Source organism: Anaerosolibacter carboniphilus, from assembly GCF_014205875.1.
Lineage (GTDB): Bacteria > Bacillota > Clostridia > Peptostreptococcales > Thermotaleaceae > Anaerosolibacter > Anaerosolibacter carboniphilus.
The window spans coordinates 42829-61135 of record NZ_JACHEN010000008.1 but is presented as its reverse complement, the minus strand read 5'-3'; the positions used below and the strand labels follow the sequence as shown (position 1 = coordinate 61135).

The 18307-nt window shown below is 37.2% G+C and carries 21 protein-coding genes; 12 read left to right on the top strand and 9 right to left on the bottom strand.

Annotated elements, in window-relative coordinates; all coding sequences use genetic code 11:
• Positions 1-134: 134 nt before the first annotated feature.
• Entirely contained in the window at positions 135-323 is a 189-nt protein-coding gene (locus tag HNQ80_RS07930) for a DUF6954 family protein (RefSeq protein ID WP_184309934.1), read from the top strand.
• Positions 324-329: 6 nt separating this feature from the next.
• Here the strand turns inward: HNQ80_RS07930 and HNQ80_RS07925 are convergent, their stop codons facing one another.
• Entirely contained in the window at positions 330-1580 is a 1251-nt protein-coding gene (locus tag HNQ80_RS07925) for a GNAT family N-acetyltransferase (protein WP_184309932.1), read from the bottom strand.
• A 30-nt stretch (positions 1581-1610) separates the two neighbouring features.
• On the bottom strand, positions 1611-2639 hold the full coding sequence (gene ltaE, locus HNQ80_RS07920; RefSeq protein ID WP_184309930.1) for a low-specificity L-threonine aldolase: 1029 nt from the start codon (positions 2637-2639) through the stop codon (positions 1611-1613).
• A gap of 598 nt (positions 2640-3237) precedes the next feature.
• On the opposite strand from ltaE, the gene HNQ80_RS07915 reads away from it, so the two are divergent.
• Together HNQ80_RS07915 and HNQ80_RS07910 are read left to right on the top strand one after the other, a co-directional pair.
• Positions 3238-4350, top strand: a complete 1113-nt coding sequence (locus HNQ80_RS07915) for a glycosyltransferase family 4 protein (protein WP_184309928.1) — start codon at positions 3238-3240, stop codon at positions 4348-4350.
• A gap of 77 nt (positions 4351-4427) precedes the next feature.
• A complete protein-coding gene (locus HNQ80_RS07910; RefSeq protein WP_184309926.1) occupies positions 4428-4661 on the top strand; it encodes a hypothetical protein in 234 nt (77 codons plus the stop codon).
• Between the two features lie 16 nt (positions 4662-4677).
• Here HNQ80_RS07910 and HNQ80_RS07905 read toward each other — a convergent pair whose 3' ends face one another.
• From HNQ80_RS07905 to HNQ80_RS07890, 4 genes are read right to left on the bottom strand one after another with little or no spacing between them, the layout of a single operon-like run.
• A complete protein-coding gene (locus HNQ80_RS07905; protein ID WP_184309924.1) occupies positions 4678-5733 on the bottom strand; it encodes a CotS family spore coat protein in 1056 nt (351 codons plus the stop codon).
• Positions 5726-6736, bottom strand: a complete 1011-nt coding sequence (locus HNQ80_RS07900; RefSeq protein WP_184309922.1) for a CotS family spore coat protein — start codon at positions 6734-6736, stop codon at positions 5726-5728. Before HNQ80_RS07900 ends, HNQ80_RS07905 begins: the two co-directional genes overlap by 8 nt.
• Positions 6737-6750: 14 nt before the next feature.
• Complete coding sequence (locus HNQ80_RS07895; protein WP_184309920.1) at positions 6751-7173, bottom strand: hypothetical protein; 423 nt, start codon at positions 7171-7173, stop codon at positions 6751-6753.
• Positions 7174-7187: 14 nt separating this feature from the next.
• Positions 7188-8198, bottom strand: coding sequence for a CotS family spore coat protein (locus HNQ80_RS07890; protein WP_184309918.1), 1011 nt, complete (start codon positions 8196-8198; stop codon positions 7188-7190).
• A 205-nt stretch (positions 8199-8403) separates the two neighbouring features.
• Here HNQ80_RS07890 and HNQ80_RS07885 point away from each other — a divergent pair, with 205 nt between their 5' ends.
• From HNQ80_RS07885 to HNQ80_RS07875, 3 genes are all read left to right on the top strand, one after another.
• A complete protein-coding gene (locus HNQ80_RS07885) occupies positions 8404-9519 on the top strand; it encodes a glycosyltransferase family 4 protein (protein WP_184309917.1) in 1116 nt (371 codons plus the stop codon).
• Between the two features lie 83 nt (positions 9520-9602).
• The gene (locus HNQ80_RS07880; RefSeq protein WP_184309915.1) at positions 9603-10301 is read left to right on the top strand and encodes a YkgJ family cysteine cluster protein; all 699 of its coding nucleotides are present in this window, start codon (positions 9603-9605) and stop codon (positions 10299-10301) included.
• A 384-nt stretch (positions 10302-10685) separates the two neighbouring features.
• Positions 10686-11012, top strand: coding sequence for a CGGC domain-containing protein (locus HNQ80_RS07875; RefSeq protein WP_184309913.1), 327 nt, complete (start codon positions 10686-10688; stop codon positions 11010-11012).
• Positions 11013-11056: 44 nt separating this feature from the next.
• Here HNQ80_RS07875 and HNQ80_RS07870 read toward each other — a convergent pair whose 3' ends face one another.
• Entirely contained in the window at positions 11057-12130 is a 1074-nt protein-coding gene (locus HNQ80_RS07870) for a mannose-1-phosphate guanylyltransferase (RefSeq protein WP_184309911.1), read from the bottom strand.
• Between the two features lie 345 nt (positions 12131-12475).
• Positions 12476-13270, bottom strand: a complete 795-nt coding sequence (locus tag HNQ80_RS07865; protein ID WP_207726916.1) for a class I SAM-dependent methyltransferase — start codon at positions 13268-13270, stop codon at positions 12476-12478.
• Positions 13271-13501: 231 nt separating this feature from the next.
• On the opposite strand from HNQ80_RS07865, the gene HNQ80_RS07860 reads away from it, so the two are divergent.
• The 6 genes from HNQ80_RS07860 (at position 13502) to HNQ80_RS07835 (ending at position 17187) form a co-directional block, all read left to right on the top strand.
• A complete protein-coding gene (locus HNQ80_RS07860) occupies positions 13502-13990 on the top strand; it encodes an NUDIX hydrolase (RefSeq protein ID WP_184309907.1) in 489 nt (162 codons plus the stop codon).
• Between the two features lie 92 nt (positions 13991-14082).
• Positions 14083-14379 carry an HD domain-containing protein gene (locus HNQ80_RS07855; protein WP_184309905.1) on the top strand — a complete coding sequence of 99 codons (297 nt, stop codon included), beginning with the start codon at positions 14083-14085 and terminating at the stop codon, positions 14377-14379.
• Positions 14380-14405: 26 nt separating this feature from the next.
• A complete protein-coding gene (locus HNQ80_RS07850) occupies positions 14406-14633 on the top strand; it encodes a hypothetical protein (protein WP_207726915.1) in 228 nt (75 codons plus the stop codon).
• Positions 14634-14660: 27 nt separating this feature from the next.
• Positions 14661-15473 (top strand): aminoglycoside adenylyltransferase domain-containing protein, encoded by an 813-nt coding sequence (locus HNQ80_RS07845; RefSeq protein WP_184309901.1) that lies wholly within the window; start codon positions 14661-14663, stop codon positions 15471-15473.
• Positions 15474-16023: 550 nt separating this feature from the next.
• The gene (locus HNQ80_RS07840) at positions 16024-16311 is read left to right on the top strand and encodes an ArsR/SmtB family transcription factor (protein WP_184309899.1); all 288 of its coding nucleotides are present in this window, start codon (positions 16024-16026) and stop codon (positions 16309-16311) included.
• A gap of 108 nt (positions 16312-16419) precedes the next feature.
• A complete protein-coding gene (locus tag HNQ80_RS07835; protein ID WP_184309897.1) occupies positions 16420-17187 on the top strand; it encodes an EFR1 family ferrodoxin in 768 nt (255 codons plus the stop codon).
• Between the two features lie 429 nt (positions 17188-17616).
• On the opposite strand, the gene HNQ80_RS07830 is transcribed toward HNQ80_RS07835, so the two are convergent.
• Complete coding sequence (locus HNQ80_RS07830) at positions 17617-18306, bottom strand: radical SAM protein (RefSeq protein WP_184309895.1); 690 nt, start codon at positions 18304-18306, stop codon at positions 17617-17619.
• Position 18307 lies beyond the last annotated feature (1 nt).

The window sequence follows — 18307 nt, the reverse complement described above, 5'->3', positions numbered from 1 at the left end:
GTGGAAAGAAAAGAAACTTCATGAAAATTCCATAAAAAAATACACCTTTAGCAAAAGATGTATTTTGTGCTTCTGATATAATATAATAGTATATAGCATACTAAAATTATTATTTGAAGGAAAAAGGTGATTTTATGGGAAAACGCACATTAGGTTACTTGATTTTTGTCGTTCTGTTTTTATTATTAACCTTCTTTGGTATGGGCCCTGTTCTCATGGCTGATGGCTCCATGAACGAACGAATCATAACCCTTATCTTTGTTTTATTAGGCTACATGATTCTAGGTGGTGTATTCCGCTTCTGGCGTAAAAGAAACAAGTAATATTTGTTAAAATCCAGTGATACATTTTGGTTTTTCATCAGTTAAGAAAACCCTATTCACTATATCTAAAAATTGAACATTCGATATTTCAGCCAGCCCATATTCATACAGGGACTTAAATGAGATTACACCCATTATCATCGATGAAAAGTCTGATATATCCATCTTTATCTCCACATCATAGGTATTCTCATTTATTACTTCGGCCATGCCATTTTGAAAAGAAACGAGGACTGGCTTATTGTTTTCTGAAAAAAAGGAATCATTGATTGAAAGCTTTACCACACAATTCTGATTGCCAAAATTATGATTTACTAACTCACTAAATATTCCAGACATATCAACAATACGATACATAACACCAACCCCTTGCGTATTACTCTCGTGATATACATGGGGTATTATATTGTCTGTACCATTTCTGGGATCCATCAAAAGATGGTGAAAACACTCGTCCTGGGTATTGAGTACAATCTGATGGATTTGATCTTCCTGACTCTGTAGAAAAGCAAGTAATGACTTTAGGACTTCTCTATTTTCATAGATCATTTCTTTGATGTAAATGTCATTCATGAGAAACTGATCTGCTCTGCAGGCCTTGAAGCTAAAAACCATATAACCCAAGATTTCCTCATCCTTCTTATAGCCTATTATTTTATATTCTGTGGTACCGAATAGATTTTCCAATTCAATATCTGACTTCTCCATAAACCCATGGATCCTATCCACTACTCGATGGTAGCAACGCCTTAAGGTTTCTCGATCTTCCTGTCCTAAAAATACAATCTGATCCTTGCTTCCCTTGGGTAGATTTCCAGGTTTTATTCTATATTGGCTCATCTTGGTACCAAAACCAAAACCCATTTGTTTGTAGAAATCAGGGCGAAATGGATATAATGCCACCATACTAGTTCCCTTGTGCTTATAATATTTCAAGAAATATTGGATCATATCTTTAGCTGCTTTTTCCTTTTTATGAAGCAGGTCTACAGCCAAAGAGCCTACGCCGCCAACCTGAATTCTTTTCCCATACATATTCATCACAAAATCATAGAAACACATGCCTCCCACCAGCTGTTCTTCTTGAAAAAGGCCATGATAGTGACATGTAGGTTCTTCTGTATGCTTTTTTATCATTCTCGCTTCTAGTTTTCTTTTATCCTCTTCCGTGATTGTCCTAGCCCCTGGGTAGGCATTGCTCTGAATCTCAACAAAATCCCTCAGTTCCTCTACTTGTAATTTTCGAACCTCCCTCATTCCCTATTCCCCCGTATCCGTTCTCATTCTTTATGCAGATAATAGCTCTTTCATTGTCTTTACCACATGGCGGACATCCTCTTCACTCACCCAATAATTGGTTACAAAACGCATAATACCGTCTTCAGCTGAATTAATTTTAATCCCTCTGTTGAAGAATTCATCTACCAGCTGGTCGGAATCATAGCCTGTATCCTGCATATCAAAAAACACCATATTCAAGTGGATGTCATCCATCTCTACCTTAATACCAGGTATTTTCGAAAGTTCTCTTCCCAAAAGCAGCGCATTTTCGTGGTCCTCTTTTAATCGATGTATCATGTCTTGTAAAGCCACCAGTCCTGCCGCTGCCAGAAAACCTGACTGGCGCAACCCACCGCCCATGAGTTTTCTGCCTTTTCTTGCCTTGTCAATAAAATCCTTTGACCCAGCCAAAATAGAACCCACAGGAGCACACAACCCTTTAGAAAGACAGCACATTATAGAATCACAATACTTCGTAATTTCCTTCACGTCTATATTTAAATAGGTGGCTGCATTGAATACCCTGGCGCCATCCAGGTGTACTGGGATCCCATGATTTTTAGCTATTCCATAAATCTCAGCCATATTTTCCAAGGATATTACTCGTCCATTGGAATGGGCATTTTCAAGGCAGATGAGCCCTGTGCTTGGATAATGAATATCCTCTCCCCTTATTTTTGAAGCTACTTCTCTAGGATTCATTTCTCCTTTTTTAGTAGGTAATGTTCTTAATTGAACTCCGGCAATGACAGAAGCCCCTCCAACCTCATGCATAACAATATGAGAGTCATCAGACAAAATGACTTCGTTCCCTCTCTTACAATGGGTGAAAAGGGCAAGCTGATTCCCGAAGGTCCCGCTAGGTACAAACAAGGCTGATTCTTTTCCTAACAGTGCAGCAGCATAGGCCTCTAACTTGCTTACAGTAGGATCATCCCCATATACATCATCCCCCACTTCAGCCTTATACATGGCTTCCCGCATGGCATCCGTAGGCATCGTCACCGTATCACTTCTTAAATCAATAAATCTCATTTCTATTCCTCCTTGGTTTATTCTAATCGAGAGAAATACTCTCTTTGTGATTTCATTTTCTTTCAAATTATTAACGCTCTTCTCGGTACGCGGTACACGGTTCGCAGTTACCGGATTTTTGTACTGCCTAACTATGATTCTTTCATTAGCTCTATAATTTATACTCTAAGTATTAATACAATTTCATTATATTAAATTCCTTCTTCTTGTTAAAGTTTTTATAATTGTTCTTATGTACCTGTATCATCCAATATTAAACCAATAATTGAACAAAGTTGCCTATCGGCAATTTGTTTTCGCTAGGAAACCCTAGGTTTCCTTCGACGGCTGCAAAGCAGCCTGAGCACCTTCCTTAATGCGGCAAAGGGGAAAATCCCCTCTGCACACCCCATATCTAGGAAATTGAAGACCATAATTTCCTAGATATCAAGGAGATGCTCAACGCCCGTGGCACCATGTACCGCGAACCGTGCACCGAAAAATAGTACAAATTTCAAATAAAGATAAAACTTTACGCTTCACACCCATACCGCGCAGGCAACTATTTTATTTCTCCGCATATAATGATATATCACGTGTTTTGGATGGAGGATAAGCTATGAAGATTGGTATTGATGGCAGGGGTGCTGTATGGTATAGGGGTACTGGTATTGGAACCTATACGGATCAGTTATTGCATCATCTGTACACCTTGGATCAGAAAAATACATACTCCATTTTCTTTCCTCAAGATGAGTTGTTTCCCTGGACCGATCCAGGGCGTTTTCAGCAAATACCTCTAGATACCCATAAGGATACTTATCTAGAGGATACCTTAGTCGATCAATTTTTAATGGATCAGCCTTTTCAAGTCTACCATGTGCCTCAAAATGGTATTGGGCTCCCAAAGGATAAATATTGTCCCTATATCATCACCCTTCACGATGTGATTCCCTATATTCTGCCAGAAACCTGCAGCAAAGCTTACTTAAAAACCTTCATGGAGCAAATGAATCACATCGTAAAAAATGCGGATCATGTCATTACTGTTTCTAACCATGCCAAGAATGATATCTATCATATCCTAGGAATTTCTCCATCGAAAATATCCGTAATACCTTTGGCCCCTGAAAAAATATATCGTCCCATGGATAGAAACACCTGCAAATCCTATCTAAAAGATCACTACGGCCTTGACCGTGAATATATTCTATATATTGGTGGCATGAGCCCTAGAAAAAATATTGGTGCCATCATCGATGCATTCCACCTTTGTCAGAAAAAATTATCAAAAAACTATTGTATTGTTATAGGCGGCTCCCACGGTCGAAGCTATGAGGCATTACGCTTACGCTGTGAATCCTTAGGCTTGGCAGGCGACGTTCTATTCCCTGGGTACATTCCATTGGAGGAGCTTCCTATTTTCTATAATGGGGCTTCCCTATTTGTGTACCCCTCCCTATATGAAGGCTTTGGTTTGCCACCCTTAGAGGCCATGGCATGCGGCATTCCCACCATCTGTTCCAATGTCACCTCTATTCCTGAGGTAGTTGGTAATGCTGCCCTATTGATAGATCCCCATGATATAGAAAACTTAGCTGAAAAAATTACATTGGTTTTGGAGAGTCCATCCGTTTATGCCATCATGATTCATAAAGGATTACAACAGGTAAAACAATATACTTGGGAAAAAACTGCAAAAAAAACCCTGGAAATATACCTCTCTTTTTAAGATTTCTTTAACACTTTCCATTGGACAGAATATATTGGTATGGGAAGGACCCATATCAATATTAAGGAGGTATATATATGAGTCATAAACATCACGATAGATGCAAATGTGTAGATAGAGAATCTGAAAGATGCAAAGCCCTTTTATGCAAGCTTGAAGAAGAATATTGCAGAAAAAGATGCGCATTAAAAGAGGCTATCAAAGAGGCCGAGTGCCGCGTAAGAGCGCTTAAAGATGAATTGGAAGCTCTTGAAAAATGCTATGAAAAAGAAAGAAGAGCCATCAAAAGAGAATGTGAGCGTCGCTGCTAAATATGAATGACCGGGATTACATCCCGGTCATTTCTTTAAAATCCTCCAGAAAATCTTCTCGTAAATCCTTCCACTCCGATTTGTCAATGATTTTTCCAATATAGGTTTCATCACCCCATCGCTTATTTTCCATGTAAAACTGACGGGCAATCCTCCAAAAATCAATAGGGCACCTTAAATACACATAGATTCCTTTTAACTCATCGGCGCTTAGACTGCTGTGGCGATGATATCCATTTAATATATACTCCGCCCGGTCTATATCCCAAAAGCACTTTTTCAGATTTCTATGGACAAGACTGCCAATATCGTTGATTCTCAAATCAAAAATACAATACTCAAAATCCAGTACAGCTACCTCTTGGTGATCATAGGATATCAATATATTATGATAAGCATAATCGTTATGACAAAAGCCCTTTTCCTTCGCCGCCTTTTCTACAAGTCCATCATAATCAAAGCTTTTCAATCCTTCATAGGCCTCCAAGGCATCCTCATAATAATAGTCCACATACTTTAGAAATATTTCATCAAATTGGATTTTGTTTTGGTTTTTTTGGGCTATTTCCTTCATAATCAACAGCTCTTCGCATCGTCTTTTGTATACTTCTGGCCATTTTCCCAGTAGATTGCGATTTCCATCTCCATAGTTTGTTATAAATCCCTTGGATGCGTCATGAAGCTCTGCCAAGGTTTTCACTGCGATATCTAATTCAATCGGATTTTCGTAATCACATTCCCTACCATCAATCCAGTCCATCATAAAGTAAGTATCTTCACCATAGGTCAAAAACAAATTCCCCTCTAGGGTTCTCCGAATTCTGGAGACCTTTTGGAAACCATTCTGTGATAGATGCTCAATGGCATCATGAGTGAAATAGATATTCCCAAGGTCTTGCTTCATCTTTTTTAAGCATTTGAAGCCTTGATCCGTTTCGATCCGATATATACCCCTTTTCGGCACAATATCTATCACTTTTAGTCCGTAGGCCTTGAATAAATCTGGTGTCAGCATATATTCTACAAGAATGGCCTTCTCCTCCTCCCTAATCAATTCCATAGGCTCATGCATCAATTTTCACCACCTTGCATAAGTCTAGATTGCTGAAACTTTTCTGTAGTTTCTCTATCTTGAGTATCTTTTTCAATTTCTTGCTCCAATAACTGTCGGATCCGCTGTTTCTATTTTTATAATAACGCTCTATGAACTTAAAGTATTCATGGGGAAACTGAATATAGGCTTGAATCATTTTTATCTCATCATCCTTCAATGGATAATGCTCATGGTATATGCGGATGATCTCCTTTGCACTTTCAACCTGTTCCATATTTGCTAAGATCAAATTGGCCACATCTACAGCATGCATGTCGTGCTTCGCATCCTCTAGACATGCCATTTTTAATGGATGGCCTTGCACCTTTACAAAGCTTTTTTTATTAAAGTTATTTATACAAAGCTCCCTTTTTTCCATGGACTCCCTGACCATATCTAAATAAGGTATCTCCTTCAACATAGCGATACAGTCATTCGCTTGCTCTAAATATCTATCGATACCCTCCAGAATACCCTTTTCGGTCTTTTCGCGGTGGTGTTTTTCTCGAATTTGCTGCCTTACTTTTCCCCCCAAGGTCGTATAAGCCTGAAAAACCCACGGCCATCTGCCCCACTCCGTTCGAATCTTACTTCCTGGAATTGCCTCAAAATCTATAGAAAACTGGTGGAACAACGCCATGGTGTGAACCACTTCATTCAACATCTCAGGAGATTCATAGTTTATAAAATCATAATCCTCCCAAGGTATGATCTGAAAGAGACCTTCCTCCGTGGTTATATATGGCTTCCCATCTCTGGTAGTCAGCACATCCACAATAGAATGAAAGCCTTTTTCCTTAATGTGCTGATAAATAGAATAGTGGAAGAGAGCCTCTGCCTCACTATAGGATATCGCTTTCAATCGAAATCTCCCCTGGTTTGTATCCAAAACCCAGTCTTTACGATGGGCAATCATTTCATAAATCTCTAAGCCATAGTTTCTCCGAATGCTCATAACTAAAGGCTTCATTTCACCCATCATATCTTTATCCCCCCTTAGTCATGACTCTTTTTGTATTTAAACTCTTCTCTCAATTCCCTATACTCATCCTCCAACGCTGGATCAAGGCGATCTTCTTTATATAGCTTCCGCAAAATCTTATATCTTTTCATCTTTTTTTCTTCCAGCTCTTCCTTTTTCTTTCTGAGCTTCTTTAAGTATTTGATCTCTTGCTTTGTTTCCTTGATTTTCTCTTCATAGGCTTCTAAATCCCTATATTGGGCATAGGCATTTTGGTCGATCTCTTCCTCTTCTTCCACAAACTCAATGGTTCTTGACATATAGGTTTTCACCGCAGCCCGATCCTCCGCTGACATTCGATGCATAGCATCCAAAATGAAATCCAGTTCTTCCATCCATTTTTTATGATACTCTTCGACACTGGATATACGAAGAATTTTTCCATTTTCATCCTCCATATTCCGACTCCCCTTTATACTAAAAATTTTTTCATAAAAACTTCTCGCAAAGGTATATCATCCAAAATTCGATCCAGCCTTCTGTGAAATACCTCTTCATCCCAGGGCTGTTTCTCCACATAATACTGAAGACCAATCTGCCAAAACTCCTGAGGGAATTCCATAAAAGCTTTTATCACACCTATTTCCTCTGCTAAAATAGACTTTTCTCGATTATAGGTATTCCATATGAAATATGCCTTTTCTAGAGACCAACAGCCATAACGCATATTTCGGATCAACAGACTAGCCAAGTCATGGATTTGCATATCAAAAATGCAGTAATCAAAGTCAATCAAATACACTCCATGGTCCTCCGTGATCAGTACATTATGATGGGCCATATCATGGTGGCAGAAAGTTTTATACCGACGGCTTTCTTCTGCCAGTCTGTAGTAGTCTGTATTCTCTAAATCCTTGATTGCTCGTATGCCCCAATCATAAAAATAGTCCGTATATCGAAGGATCTTTTGATCAAAGGTGTCCTTTGTTTCTTTACCTTGGGCAATTTCCTTGAACATCTGTAATTCTCTACAACGTTTTTGAAAATGTTCTACCCATTTTCCCCAAAATACCCTATTCCCTATCTTAGTGCTAGGTTCAAATCCCCTGGCAGCGTGGTGAAAATGAGCCAAGGCACTGGTTGTCATTTCTAAATCGAAAAAATCATCATAATTTGCTTCTCTACCATTGATCCACTGGCTTACCATCAATACTCCATCATCCACTGATATCCCCAGTTTTCCATCCAAGGTCTCCATAATCTTCGGAATATGATAAAACCCATGATTTCGTCCATGGGCCATGGCTTCTACTGTAAACAAATATCGATCATAAGAGGTATTTACTTTCTTTAAAAGCTTTATCCCATCATCGGTGAGAATTTTAAAAACCCTTTTCTTCTCTTCCCATTCAAATACCTTTATGCCATAGTGTTCGGCGATGAGTTGTTTTAGGTCATTATACAATATGAAAGGCTTTCCCATCTTTAACACATCCCAACATCAGCGTTCTATTGTATTATATGACCGAGATAGGAATGTGTGACTTGTTCAAGTAACCATCGGACTCTTTGTTGAATATGATGGTATATTATATGGTTAGTAGTTCGTATTGTATCTAAATACCGACTAACCTTAAAGTCTAAGATAAACTTGTATTCATAAGTATACATAACAAGGAGGTATTCTTATGTTGATTAGTATAGATACCCGGGGTGCAAAGCTCTATGCAGGTACGGGAATCGGTACCTATACCCATGAGCTTATGAAAAATATCTTAAAATTAGATGGAAAGAATCAATACGTGTTTTTTTGGCCTGGTGATGGATATGACCAGTTCCAACACCACCCCAATATTGATGTGCATTTGGTAGGTACAAAGAACAAAACTTTCTGGACCTACGATTATATTCCCCACCATGTCAAAAGAAGTAGCGCTCAGCTATTCCACATCCCCCAAAACGGTCTAGGGCTTCCCAAAGAAAAATTCTGTAGATATGTGGTCACGATCCATGATCTCATTCCCTTTATCCTTCCTGAGACAGTGGGTTATAGCTATCGGGAAAGATTTGTTGAGGAAATGCCCTCCATCGTTGAAAATGCTGATGCCATCATTACTGTATCCGAATATTCCAAGAAGGATATCATCCAATATTTTGGCATATCTGATAAAAAAGTGGTGGTTACACCTCTGGCAGCTGATGAAATCTATCACCCTATCAATCATGTGGAGGCCAAAAACTTCATCAAAACGTCCTATGGTATCGATCATGAATTCATCCTATATCTCGGAGGCTTTAGCGCTAGAAAGAATGTTTTGGGACTTATTCAGGCCTATTCTCAATCCCTTGGATTCCTTAAAAATACCTATGCCTTGGTTATCGTCGGCGCTCCAAAGGATTGCCACGAGGAGATTGTTACTACCATTGATCGCCTCGGTTTAAAAGATCGTGTTATTTTTACAGGTTTTGCACCCTATAGCCATCTTCCATATTTTTATAATGCCGCCTCCCTATTTGTCTATCCTTCCCTTTATGAGGGTTTTGGTTTACCTCCCCTTGAGGCCATGGCCTGTGGATGTCCTACCATTACCTCTAATTTAACATCGATTCCTGAAGTGGTGAATGACGCTGCCATATTAATCAATCCCTATGATGTGGATGAACTAACTCATGCCATCATCCGGGTTTTAGAGGACAAAAAACTCTCCATGGAATTGATCGTCAAGGGTCTGGCACAGGCGTCTCAATTTTCATGGGAGAATACTGCGAGAAATACACTTAGGGTCTATGAATCCCTTCAATAGTCGAATTATTTTCCTTTCCTTCAATTGGATTATGGAATAAAATGGGACTATATATTGATCTTTCCAATGGAGGTGTACGCATTATGGCAGTGAAAGAGGATCAATCATCATTCCAACTGGTTGAAGAGGGAATGTGTTCAGGTATCACCAACTGTGTTTCAGCTTGTAAAGGGAAAGGGCTTTGCTGCCAGAACTATTCCCCTCGGTTCAGTCTTTTGGAGCTGGGCCTCTTAGCAGCCTACGATGTTTCTCTTGCCAAAAAAATTATTCAAAAAGGCACCCCAATAGAAATCTATGGTTTCGATCCCACCGAGGAGAATTCATTGGTACTGGCATTTCGCCTAGATCAAAGAGATGAGCCTTGTCGGTTCCTTTCTCCACAAGGATGCACCTTACCCTATGGGGTACGTACCCTTCCTTGTAGAACCTATTTATGCCTTAAGGGTAAATTCCATCTCCTGTTCCATACCTCCCATTATAGGAAATATAAGCAGATGGTAAAGTACCTTGAAAAATATGATCAGCGGTTTTACAATCTATTTCTAGAGATTTTAAATTCCTATGCCATTCTTCGAAATGAAGCGCTAGACTTTACTCGAGAGTCATGGTTAAATCATTTCCTTCCTGTCTTAATGAAGGAAAGTCAAAGATACAGTGAAACTTTTCATAAATTTTTAGCAGCTCATTGGAGTCCTGCTTATCGACCTGAACTTCATTATCACTATACACTTGATAACTTTTGGATGGATATGAAGGGTGTTAAAATAACAAATCCCCACTAAAAAATTTCCAGTCCATTACAGAAATTACATTTATTTTACGATATGATTACATTTAATTTTTCAGAATATTTCTATGCTATAATAAATTAACTTCAATGATGGTGGTGATAGGTATGGAAGTCCTTCTAATTGCTTTATGTGTTCTCATCTATGTTTCTATTGATAAAATTGATACGAAAGAAGAATTGGATCAGGATCCTACCTGTGATTATATGGAAGTCCAATAATAGCAAAAGCCTCCTCCCTATATAAAATACTCCTGCCTACTATAGGCGGGAGTATTTATTTCCCCTAATTTCTACGAAAAAATATTGATATTTATCACATACGCTTTTTAGAAACCCTACTATACTCTATTTAGAAATATATGCAGGAGGCGCTCACATGGAAAAAATAGGAATCATCAATTGTTTCGAGGTATCTCAACGTTGTAGTGGTGGGGGATGCACCAGAGCTTTTCATCATAGGACCGGCGCTTTTGAAGCCTATGATCAAGAAGATGAGATGATCAGTTTTGTCCACTGCAATGGCTGCGGTGAAGAATCCGTTCAGCAGGTTTTAAATAGAGCAAAGGAAATGAAAGAAGCGGGTGTCACTGCAATCCACCTTTCTACCTGTGTTCGCGCTAAATGTCCTTGGTATGATCAGTTTATGAGTGAGCTGTCCAAAGACTTTAATGTTGAAGGCTATAGCCACGGTAAAAAAAGATAATACAGAAAGGAGAGACAGTTTATTTTGCCTCTCCTTTTCTATGTCTATATAAACTTTGTGAGTTCCTGCTGCTCTACAAGTATTTTTAGTAATTCTTTAATATCTTGATCTCGGGATTTATCACAAACCAATACCACATCTCCCGTGTCCACGATGATCAAATTGCTTACCCCAATGGTAGCAATCAATCGATCTTCTCCAAAAATAATACACTCCCTGGTATCAATTTTGGAATTCAAAGCTTTGACAATATTCCCATTTTCATCTTTATCAAAAAATCTCTCAAACGCCGTCCAGCTCCCGATATCGTCCCATCGAAAATCAGCCTCAATCACATTGACCCTGGTACTTCTCTCCATGATGCCATAGTCTATGGAAATACCATCAATCTCTTCATAGGTCTCCTCTAAGACCGCTGCTTCCTGATCTGTGCCAATGGCATCACTGATCTTCAACAAACTGCTATATAGGTCAGGAAGGAACCGCTTGATTTCGTCCATTAGCACCGATGCCTTCCACACAAACATACCACTATTCCATAGGTAAGTACCCTTGTTCAGAAATTCGATAGCCTTCACCTTATTGGGTTTCTCGATGAATCGTTTGGCTACGTACACTGGGCAATCATATCGTGCAATGGACTTCCCAGCCTCAATATAGCCATAGGCAGTTTCAGGTCTTGAGGGCTTGATTCCCATGGTCATCAAGCAGTTTGTTTCTTCTACGATGGTTATCGCGTCATGAATCACCTCAACAAATTTATCCTGATCAAAAATCAGGTGATCAGAAGGAAGTACCACCATCGTTGCATCAGGATCCTTTTTTAGCAGATGTACAGCTGCAAGACCTATGCATGTGGCAGTGTCTCTATTCATAGGCTCAATTAAGATATTTTCTGAAAGAATTTCTGGGATTTGGGTCTCTAGAGTATCGATATATTGGCTGCTAGTTACAATATATATTCGATCCATGGGTACGACTTTGCTGATCCGATCCACCGTTGTCTGTATCATTGTCTTTGCTCCCACGGTTCTTAGAAACTGCTTTGGTCTACTCTTACGGCTTTTGGGCCAAAACCTCGACCCTACACCACCAGACATGATGACTGCGTATACCATTTATGTCTCGCCTCCTTAATATTCACTATATGGCGAGACAAATGGATTGGTTACTTAATTCCTAGGGAAATATAGGGACAATGCACCTGCCCTCTGATCCTAGATTAATATATAGCAGGCATAAAACCTGTATTATATTTTATATAGAAATCAAATGCTAGATTTCTTGAAACATTATGTATCTCGTTATCTACGAGTAAAGCAAAGCATGGCCTCATCTATAAAACCTCCAATTCAAAATCAGCTAAATATTTGCTTAAAAACTATATCCAGTCTCAGTGCAGATGCCTAATCGTATCCTTCTATTATTAAGTACCAATGTAAGGAAAACTATTTATAACTAGCTCAATGTTTTCGTGCAAGATATAAGTCTACTGTATCATTAATAAGCAGCTCGTTTCCAAAGTCTTCAATAGTTGTTCTAATGGCATTTAAAAATGGTAATTGAATTGATTTATCTAGGGCTCTATGGTCAGAGTATGTATTTAATAATTCAACATACTCAACTCCAGTCATTTTTCGGGTATTATGATATAATTTGAACTCAATATCAGTAAAACCATATTCTTTTATTTGGTTTATAATACTTGAATATCTTGATTTATCGGTATTGTTTGCTGCCTTATGATTCCATTGTGGTAAAAACTCATTATAAACCGACTGAATTTTTTGATGTAGTAGATTTTCTTTACTATTTACTGATGGTCTATTCCAGAACAAAGCCAATGTACCACCATTCTTTATTATTCTATACGCCTTTTTATATCCAATCTCATCGGGTATCCAGTGGAAAGCAGTAGCTGAATATAACATATCAAACGTACTATCTTCGCACTCATAATCTTCAAAAGCTGATTGAATAACCTCTAAGTTTGGATAATTAAAATATTTTTTTCTTGTATGTGCAGCAAGATTTTCACCTAATTCCACAGCTGTCACTTTACATTTCGTCTTTAGAAATGGTTCTGTAGCTTGGCCTGTTCCACAACCCACTTCTATTATAGATTTGTCCCTGTTAATAGCTGCATATTTTATGATATCTTCAAATAACTCTAGTCCATAGTTTGGACGTCTTTTTTCATAACTTAAGACTACTTCATCAAATAAGTATTTTTTATCCAAGTGACCCTCTCCATTCATACTATACATCTGCTCTATTACCTACCCAAATCGTATTCAAATTGATGCTACAAATTACATATGAAATCTATTTTTTCTCTCCAAAATATATGCTAAATCTGCATCAAAACTATTTAACCGCTTTATTATCATGAAATATCTCCTCGTTAGGTGTGAGTTGATTTTTCTTGTCACCTATTATATCATAGGAATTAGAAATTTTTTACAATTTATATTTATAAGGAGACTATCATGAGGATAAGATGTTCAGCCCGTGTCATCGCCATAAATAAGGACAAGAGAGTTTTATTGTTTAAATATGAAGACGACAGCATATTTGGCTCCCAAGGTCCAATAGGTAAACCATTTTGGGTAACCCCTGGGGGTGGAGTGGAAGATCAAGAAACCTATGAAGATGCAGCCAAACGAGAACTGTTTGAGGAATCTGGACTTGTTCCGGTAGCTTTAAGTAAATGCATATGGAATAGGGTAGCAGAATTGAACTGGAAGGGAGAACTCATTCAATTTCAGGAGCAGTATTATGTGGCTTACGTAGAAGAAGCAGATATTAAGTTGGATAACCTCACTTTAGAAGAGAGAGAAGTTTATCGCAGTTATGAGTGGTGGAGTGTTGAAGAAATCTGCAATTCCAACGAAATTTTCTTTCCAAACATGCTGGGAGAACTATTAAAGCCAATTGTCTCAGATGATTTTCCATTACAGCCCATCTATATTGATTAGCTCATTAGAAGCATAATTAAATATGTAGATATATCATGTCTGTTGTTCTTTGGATAGAAGTGCTATATATAACCTAGACAGGAGGGTCAAAAATGGATTTAAGCTCCCTAAAAGCATTCTGCAACCCTTACTATGCGGATAAAGATATAATGCACAATCTAAGTCATATCGAAAGGGTTCTCCGGTTGGCTCTAGATATGGTAGATAAGGGAAACTATGACGCAAAACGCCATATCCTCATATATGCTGCGTATTTTCACGGATTCATCTATGATTATGAATCAGAAATTATTTTTTGGCTAAGGAAACAAGACCTACCTCAGGACGAGATCGATCATGTAGTAAAAGCTGCTGGGAATCGCAGAAAAGTAGTAAGCCCGAAACCCTAGAGGGAATGATTCTCCATGACGCTCATATGATCGAAGGCGGGAAGACATTCTTAGTCATTAAGTCCCTTATTACTGGATCTCTTAGAGGACAAACATTAGAAGAGACGATTCAGTATATGGAAGAAAATTTGATCGATAAAGGGCAGTGCTATCTACCAGAAGCAGTTGAAATCTATCGTGAACAGCAAAAGTTTTCAAGGGAGTTTATCAAGGATTTAAAAGAAGGACTGACAGTAGGAATCCAAATAGAATGAAATAGTTTTAATGGAGGCATTTAATAAATGAGTATTCAATTAATCAAATCCTCGGATGTATGGAACACAATTCAAAGTCTCTTAAATGAGATAAAGATTATATTAAAAGATCATTTTGTTGGAATGTATATTCATGGTTCTCTTGCCATTGGAGATTTTGATCCCATGACTAGTGACATTGATTTTCTTGTTGTCACAATGGACTTGATTTCTGAGGATCAATTTGATGCTTTAAGAAAAATGCATGCTCATCTTATAGAGAATGAAAATATCTGGGCACGCAAGCTAGAAGGATCGTATATCCCTCAGCAATACTTACTTTATAAAGAACCTCCTGTTGATCCACGACCATACATTAATGAAGGCAAATTTCTCTTAGAGCCTTTCGGTTATGAATGGGTTCTTGAACAGCACACTATTCGAGAGTACGGAATTGCTATCGAAGGTCCTGCTCCACAGATTTTGATTAATCCATTTACTACGGCTGAATTGCAATCTGCTAGTATTAGAATTTTGACTGATTGGTGGTTACCAATGCTTTGGGACACTAATCGTTTAAACGATTGTAATTACAAAGTCTATACTATATTAACAATGTGTAGAGTATTATATATGTTTGTCCATGGAAAAATTGTGTCAAAAAAGAAAGCCGCAGAATGGATATGTGAAATATACAATGAAAAATGGGGAGTTCTAGCTGAGAAAGCCTTAACCTGGAATCCTGATTCTACTTTTGAAAATGCTGATGAAGTTTTGGAATTCATTCGATTTACTATTTCATATATAGATAACTCCCAAAATGAAGCTTTACAATCTAGCAAAATAGATTCATTAAATTGAAATTCTTCTAATACAACCCTTCAACAGTTAAGGGGGTCCCGCCTTTTATAGGCTTATCCATATTCCTTATGCCTAAGTTATTTCAATACTTTTACGCTTTCATAATAGTTTTTTCCAACAGTTTTTCATTGTTGATAGCATGGCCAAACTTTTCTTTAGTATGGTCATTAATTGACCACAAACAAGTACCATATTTTAGAACATATTTAGTCAAATTCTCCCCCCCACAAAATATAGACAGCTATTCACCGTTCTATTAACCGATTATGTTGTAAAATAAGAAATATGCGACATATTGTAGGGACGTGCATTGCACGTCCGTTCTGCCTGGTAATGACCCCATCATTGACGTCCAATGGGCGTCCCTACGGAACCATCTTATGTCACATTTTTCTGCTGTTGTAACACAATATAAGAAAAATGCGGAACATCTAAACGCTACTTTAATGTATACTTTTTAAAATAAAACGGATATTGACAATAGGTAATTTATTTGTTAATATCAATTCGATAGTTATCAAAGTTTCATACCATGAGATTGGAGATATTTATGGATGGTCAAAAAATGGCAAAAATATTTAAGGCACTATCTAATCAAAACAGATTAGAATTATATTTAAAAATAGTAGAGACTTCTGATGCTGGTTATAGTAATAATAATGAATGTTTAATTTCCGATATTATCCATTGCCTCAATATAGGTGCCCCTACTATCTCTCACCATATTAAAGAATTAGCAAATGCTGGGTTAATAACTACTGAAAAAAAAGGTAAATTTTTAATTTGTAGAGCAAACCAAGAATTAGCCGAAGAAGTCAGCAAATTGTTCAAATTATAACATGTATGGAATATAGGGATTAAATTCCGCCTAACAATTCGATAGTTTTAAAAGTATCAAATTCTGAACATAAAACTTTAATCTAATTAATCATCAAGGAGGCTTACTATGAAAATTTTTTATTTTACTGCTACCGGAAACAGCTTATACGTTGCTAAAAGATTTGGAGGTGAACTTTACTCCATACCAAAGGTTCTAAAGAGCAATGAGCTTAGTTATGAAGATGAAAAAATAGGTATCATATTCCCTTGTTACGGATTAGCTGCACCAGGTATTGTGCGTGAATTTATGGAAAAGGTAACCCTAAAAAGTCCTTATATCTTTGCTATTTTAACATATGGAAATATGGTAGCAAACGGTGCTGGCTGGTTTGCAGAATATGCGAAAAAGAATAATATAACGATACACTATGCAAATAGTTTGCTTATGGTTGATAACTACTTGCCAATATTTGATATTGAACAGCAGAAACAAAAGCCCAAAAATATAGAAGAAAATTTGAGCAGTTTATTGATGGATGTTTCTGAAAGTAAAAAGTTTATTCATAAAGGCTCATTACTAGATTCCTTTTTGACTACCGGAATTGAGCGCATATCAAAGGTAATTCCTAACTTTAATTCAGTAAAAAATTTCTCAATTAATGATAACTGCAATGGCTGCGGAACCTGTACCAAAGTATGTCCTCGAAATAATCTTTCTATAAACAAAGAGTTTAAAAATAGTAAACCTATTTATGGAGATACTTGTGAATTTTGCCTTGCCTGCATAAATCTCTGTCCTAAGAATGCTATAAAACTTAAGAAGGAGAAAAATCCCAATGCTCGATTTAAGAATGAAAATATAACTATAAAAGAAATTATAGATTCTAATAGCTAACTGTTCAAATAGATTCATTACCTCAATATAACTATTTCCATATACAAGGGGTTCCCTCTAATGCCTTATATCCAGATGGTTACCTTATCATAGTAGTAAAATTCGCTAGTCGCTACCGCAACTCTTATGGCACCAACCAAAATTGAAAGTCAAACTTTCAATTTTCGGTCGCTTAAAAAGACCCTCACATGAATGTGGGGGTCCCGCTTTACATAGGCTTGTCCATTTTACTTAATGCTAGTGATTTCAAAGCATATAGCTCTTTCAAACAATATTTCCCATCAGTTTTCTTATAAAACATGCTCCATTCATAGGTCATACCCTCCTAAAAAATGGTGATTATAGCAATAATATCTAATTTTTTGTAAGAGTATTTAAGATTACTTATCCATATAATTCGCAAAATATAAATATTGTGTATTAGCATTACTAAATATTTAGCAATGCAGTTGAAATCTCCTCAAATCTTTCATCCATTATACCGAGTTTTTTCTTAAATCTCTCTTCTTCCAGTCTTGCAATAATTACCTTGTCAGGAGATATTTCCTTAATAATATTTTTTATCTTCTGAATTGATTCTTCATCATCGTTATAGCCCTTTAGAATAGTTACTTCTAATATAAATTTGCCGTTATATTGCTCTCTAAACGCTTTCATATTTAAAATATGATTCTCAAAAGTATATCCTCCAATTGGCCGCTGGATTTTTTGAAAATCTTCATTTGAAATAACCTTTATCTCGCCAATAACTTCCTCACACATGTTAGCAATCTCTTTAAATTCTGGCCAATTTAGAATATAACCGTTTGATAGCAGCTTAACTGGCAACCCTTTACCTTTAATAATATGAATCACATCGATAATTTTTTCATTTACTAAGGCTTCTCCTTTTGAGTTAATAAAGATTAATTCTGCTTTTGTATTTTCTATCATGCTTTCTAGTTCAATCAATGAACTATCTATTCTATCAAATGACTTTTGGGTATCTACCTTATTTTGCGACCTTCCGATAGGACAAAATATGCAGTCAAAGTTACAATGCTTTTCTGGAAGTATGTTAACTTCCAGTACCCTTCTTCCATCTTCAATATAAATATCTTTATAACTGAAACCGCCCATC

What these genes read in the sequence shown, in the direction of transcription:
- HNQ80_RS07930 (WP_184309934.1), top strand. Translation starts at nt 135, where the DNA reads ATGGGAAAACGCACATTAGGTTACTTGATTTTTGTCGTTCTGTTTTTA.
- HNQ80_RS07925 (WP_184309932.1), bottom strand. Translation starts at nt 1,580, where the DNA reads ATGAGGGAGGTTCGAAAATTACAAGTAGAGGAACTGAGGGATTTTGTT.
- ltaE (WP_184309930.1), bottom strand. Translation starts at nt 2,639, where the DNA reads ATGAGATTTATTGATTTAAGAAGTGATACGGTGACGATGCCTACGGAT.
- HNQ80_RS07915 (WP_184309928.1), top strand. Translation starts at nt 3,238, where the DNA reads ATGAAGATTGGTATTGATGGCAGGGGTGCTGTATGGTATAGGGGTACT.
- HNQ80_RS07910 (WP_184309926.1), top strand. Translation starts at nt 4,428, where the DNA reads ATGAGTCATAAACATCACGATAGATGCAAATGTGTAGATAGAGAATCT.
- HNQ80_RS07905 (WP_184309924.1), bottom strand. Translation starts at nt 5,733, where the DNA reads ATGCATGAGCCTATGGAATTGATTAGGGAGGAGGAGAAGGCCATTCTT.
- HNQ80_RS07900 (WP_184309922.1), bottom strand. Translation starts at nt 6,736, where the DNA reads ATGATGGGTGAAATGAAGCCTTTAGTTATGAGCATTCGGAGAAACTAT.
- HNQ80_RS07895 (WP_184309920.1), bottom strand. Translation starts at nt 7,173, where the DNA reads ATGGAGGATGAAAATGGAAAAATTCTTCGTATATCCAGTGTCGAAGAG.
- HNQ80_RS07890 (WP_184309918.1), bottom strand. Translation starts at nt 8,198, where the DNA reads ATGGGAAAGCCTTTCATATTGTATAATGACCTAAAACAACTCATCGCC.
- HNQ80_RS07885 (WP_184309917.1), top strand. Translation starts at nt 8,404, where the DNA reads ATGTTGATTAGTATAGATACCCGGGGTGCAAAGCTCTATGCAGGTACG.
- HNQ80_RS07880 (WP_184309915.1), top strand. Translation starts at nt 9,603, where the DNA reads ATGGCAGTGAAAGAGGATCAATCATCATTCCAACTGGTTGAAGAGGGA.
- HNQ80_RS07875 (WP_184309913.1), top strand. Translation starts at nt 10,686, where the DNA reads ATGGAAAAAATAGGAATCATCAATTGTTTCGAGGTATCTCAACGTTGT.
- HNQ80_RS07870 (WP_184309911.1), bottom strand. Translation starts at nt 12,130, where the DNA reads ATGGTATACGCAGTCATCATGTCTGGTGGTGTAGGGTCGAGGTTTTGG.
- HNQ80_RS07865 (WP_207726916.1), bottom strand. Translation starts at nt 13,270, where the DNA reads ATGAATGGAGAGGGTCACTTGGATAAAAAATACTTATTTGATGAAGTA.
- HNQ80_RS07860 (WP_184309907.1), top strand. Translation starts at nt 13,502, where the DNA reads ATGAGGATAAGATGTTCAGCCCGTGTCATCGCCATAAATAAGGACAAG.
- HNQ80_RS07855 (WP_184309905.1), top strand. Translation starts at nt 14,083, where the DNA reads ATGGATTTAAGCTCCCTAAAAGCATTCTGCAACCCTTACTATGCGGAT.
- HNQ80_RS07850 (WP_207726915.1), top strand. Translation starts at nt 14,406, where the DNA reads ATGATCGAAGGCGGGAAGACATTCTTAGTCATTAAGTCCCTTATTACT.
- HNQ80_RS07845 (WP_184309901.1), top strand. Translation starts at nt 14,661, where the DNA reads ATGAGTATTCAATTAATCAAATCCTCGGATGTATGGAACACAATTCAA.
- HNQ80_RS07840 (WP_184309899.1), top strand. Translation starts at nt 16,024, where the DNA reads ATGGATGGTCAAAAAATGGCAAAAATATTTAAGGCACTATCTAATCAA.
- HNQ80_RS07835 (WP_184309897.1), top strand. Translation starts at nt 16,420, where the DNA reads ATGAAAATTTTTTATTTTACTGCTACCGGAAACAGCTTATACGTTGCT.
- HNQ80_RS07830 (WP_184309895.1), bottom strand. Translation starts at nt 18,306, where the DNA reads ATGGGCGGTTTCAGTTATAAAGATATTTATATTGAAGATGGAAGAAGG.